The sequence below is a fragment of the Acinetobacter sp. CIP 102529 genome, from assembly GCF_000368325.1.
GTDB lineage: Bacteria > Pseudomonadota > Gammaproteobacteria > Pseudomonadales > Moraxellaceae > Acinetobacter > Acinetobacter parvus.
In genome coordinates this window covers 1-3900 of the sequence record NZ_KB849350.1, presented here as the reverse complement: position 1 = coordinate 3900, position 3900 = coordinate 1, and the positions used below count along the sequence as shown (strand labels likewise).

The window sequence follows — 3900 nt, the reverse complement described above, 5'->3', positions numbered from 1 at the left end:
CAATGTTTCACGACTTTGTTCATATTAGTTAAACAATCGTGGTTAATCATAGGGGCTAAAAAAACGGCTCCAAAAGCCGGGGTATTAACAGCCTTCAATGCAGATGCAGAAATAGCTTTCGATCTTCAGCCGTACAAGTATCAGTGTTGAAAAAGAAAATTACGGAACTCACAGCTGCATAAAATATTCTCCGATCCTTGATGACTGGTCATCATTAAGGCTTTTGCCCTACTGCCCTTTGAACTGTAGCAATCCCTACTCCAAACTGTTTTGCCACACTTCTAAAAGTCGAGCCATCTTCCTGCATGGCTTTTTGTATTTCTGCATAATCAACTTTACGCTTTCTGCCCTTATATAAGCCTTTCGCTTTGGCTTTAGCAATACCTTCCTTTTGCCGTTCACGGATCATGGAGCGTTCAAATTCTGCAAATGCAGCAAGCATTTGGAACATGAGCTTATTTATTGCCGACTGTGCAACATCATGGCTAAAGGTCAGATTTTCTTTATGAAAAATGATGGTTATGCCACGATCATTCAGGCTGTTCACAATGTCGTTCAGATCATTCGTATTACGTGCCAGGCGGTCAATACTGTGAACATGCACCGTATCACCATCACGCAGATATTCGAGCATAGCGAGCAATTGAGGACGTTCACGGCTACCCCCACTTGCCTTCTCTATGAAGGTCTTATCGAGGTGGATTCCATCCAATTGACGTTCCGTATTTTGTTCCGATGAACTGACTCGGATGTAGCCAACCTGATTAGGCATTTTGTACCGTTAGATATTGGAGTTATAGATACATATTGTACCGAAATGTAAAATTAAGTCTATAGATACGGTTTTAAGTCTGATTTTATTAGGTCTTAAATTGTTCCGTTAGGCTATAGCCTATAAGTACAAGGGTTGAATTAAAATTTTTGGGCATAAAAAAAACCGAACTAGGATAATCGGGCGGAAAAAACTACAGCCTTGATTTAGACTATTGGGAAGCAGGAAACTCAACGACTGTTTTCCAATTTACTTTTGACTCTTGTTGTTTGATTTCTTGGCAGTTTGGAATATGGCTTTTAATTATGTTCTTATATGAGCAGAGCCAACATCCCTAACGCCAAAGCTTTGATCTATGTACAGATTTGTTGCATAAAGATTTCATAACTATATGATTTTAAAGGTTTTGATTTATTTTTTATATAAAATTAAAGTCAATAAAATCAATTGCTTATTTCTTTTTTGCAACAAAGCCTATTTTAAGTATTTGTAATATATTATTTTAAAATCTCACGTGGGAAGAAATGTCAAAATCCATCAGAAATATTACTTAACTTACGTAAGTTAAGTAATATTTTTGATGGATTTATTGATCCAATGACCTATTTTTTACTTAAAATAGGGAAATTTGCCTATTTTTTTCTGTATATATGAGTTTTTACTGCTTAATTTACAGATTTATTAATATTTAAGGTAAATCACATGTTGTGGTTGTAAGTATTTGTAATTAAAATATTATTTTAAATAATGTGTGGTAGGAAATGTCAAAATACAAGAAAAATTTATTAAGTTATTAAACTTACGTAATTTATTAAACTTACGTAAGTTTAATAACTTTTATCTAATTTAATTCTTTTAAGATAAGATTTTTTAGCTCATCCTTTGGAAGCTGTTGTAAATGATGAATTGCAGCTTTAACAATAATAGATCTATTGGCACGGGCTACTTTAGAATCAACGAGAAGATCATCAATTTCTTTATCGACATCTTTTGTTAAAGAAAATGTCAATCGAAGATATTTTTGTTGAGATTTTTCTAATGTTTTAACCCGCTTAGATGCACCGCTTATGAAGTTATCTATGTCTTGCTGTTTAGTATCTTGATCAGCTTTTTTGAGACCCTTTAGAGCCATCATAGTTCTCCTAAAAACTCTATAACTATTCTCTCAATTTCAGCTTTTGCTTTAGGATCAGAATCCACTTCAAAAACCGATAATCCATTTTCATCTGCATCATCATATACATTACGATTTGTCGTGAATTGATTGAGAGCTACCAACCCAAAAGATTCACAAGCATCTTTAGCATCTAAAATACGTTGAGCTTGACTAGGAAGTGTCGGGCATTGAGTAATAACTGCTTTAGTGACTAATTCCGGGTTAACAGCTTTTGCTAACTTAATTAGTTGCTCTACGTGTACTAAAGTTTTTAAATCCCTACGTTTAGGACGGAATGGTAAAAGCATATGAGTGGCAATTGTCATTGCCGAACGGAGAGCCTCTGAGTCTTGGCCACCAGCATCAATAACAATGTCTTGATAACGTCGAGAGAGATCGTCAAGGACCTGGCGAATGTTTCCTGAAGCTTGAACTGATGGAATGTTTATTAAATCTGGGTTTTCATCTCTTTCTTTAATCCAATCGGTAGTTGTACCTTGTGGATCTGCATCTAGAAGCAATATGTCTCTTTTTTTTTGTTGAAGGTAAACAGCTAGGTTTTGTGCCAAACAGCTTTTACCTGAACCACCTTTTTCGCCACCGACTAAAATAATCATAATTCTTATGTAACTTACGTAACTTACTTAACAAACAATCTTAATAGCCATGCCTTTTTTTATCAAATTTATATTGAAGGATTTTTATGACTTGAAGCCAACTTCTTCTAAATAAGGCTTATACAATTTAACTTTTTGTGGATCAATTAATTCGTTAGCTAGTCTTTCAGCAAATTCCTCATAACTTTCCCCAGGTTTACTGTATTTGGATGAGAAAGGTATGTTATGAGCTAACTTATTAGAAAATAATAAAATTTGCTTATCTGTAAGCTCATTTATTACATTGTTTATTTTGCTGTTTTTCTGAGTTTCCTTATGTTTAAAGGTAAATGAAAAACCTACAATTGATCGTCCCTTTTTGTGTTGTTGATACTCTACCTCTATATCTGAAAATTTATTAATTTGTTGAATGCTAGCATCTAAAATACGTCTTTTAAAAGCTTCAACTCTAGAGTATTCATTAATACCGATACCAAGCTGTTCCCTGAATTTATCTATATTAAAAGTTGGTGTATAACCAACACTTTTCCATTGTTTTAATAACTCATATAGTCGAACTGCATAAATACTCTTAAATTTTGCAGTTTGTTTTAAATAATAACTGGTGAAATATGTTTCAAAACCATCGATGTTAGTCACTTGCTCTATGAGTACACGAGTTAAGGTAAGTAAAATACGCCCTTCACCTTTTTTGTAATTTGCATCTTGTATCCATCGACTTTTAGTTAATGAACCATCATCATTCTCAATAGTAAATTGACGCTTAAAAAGAGTTTCTTCTGCCTCAGATAAACTTAAGTATGCTGCATCTAACGATGTATTAAATGCTTTAGCATATCGGGCAGCATTCAACTCAAGTGGATGTTCAGTAGTAAGTCCTTTTCCTGTTTCTCTTGCATCAATAATTGCTAATTGAATTAGCCTAGCTTCAGACAAAGTTAAAGACTGTAGTGCTAGTATTAATTTATTAGATTTAACAACGAGATCTGTCATAAGAACAAAAAATAGCAACTATAAAATATATGTTGTTATAACAACATTATATTTTATAGTTGTCAAATATTAGATCGTAAAATGTACGATCCTAGAAAAGATATGAAAATTTCTCACCTTTAAAAATCAAAAAATAAAGATAAATTTCAATACTTTAATATAAAATTTATTAAATATATACAACCGAGAAAATGTTGTCATATACCGCAGATTTAACATACTGCAAATGTTAATTATTTTATTTATTTTTATTTAACTTATTGATTAATAGTATTTTTTTAAAAAAAAGAAGCAACAAGGATATTTTATGTTGTTAAATACCGAGCAAACGTTGCTATATCACCGAGCAAACGTTGCTATAT

Annotated in this window: 4 protein-coding genes; all 4 read right to left on the bottom strand. The window is 32.7% G+C overall.

From position 1 onward, the window contains the following. Window positions 1-214 precede the first annotated feature (214 nt). A complete protein-coding gene (locus F972_RS00895; protein ID WP_004763415.1) occupies window positions 215-772 on the bottom strand; it encodes a recombinase family protein in 558 nt (185 codons plus the stop codon). Between the two features lie 841 nt (window positions 773-1613). Continuing rightward, window positions 1614-1904 carry a hypothetical protein gene (locus F972_RS00890; RefSeq protein WP_004763414.1) on the bottom strand — a complete coding sequence of 97 codons (291 nt, stop codon included), beginning with the start codon at window positions 1902-1904 and terminating at the stop codon, window positions 1614-1616. After that, entirely contained in the window at window positions 1904-2545 is a 642-nt protein-coding gene (locus F972_RS00885; protein ID WP_004763413.1) for an AAA family ATPase, read from the bottom strand. Before F972_RS00885 ends, F972_RS00890 begins: the two co-directional genes overlap by 1 nt. Window positions 2546-2629: 84 nt before the next feature. Further along, a complete protein-coding gene (repM, locus tag F972_RS00880) occupies window positions 2630-3538 on the bottom strand; it encodes a replication initiation protein RepM (RefSeq protein WP_004763412.1) in 909 nt (302 codons plus the stop codon). Window positions 3539-3900: the final 362 nt, after the last annotated feature.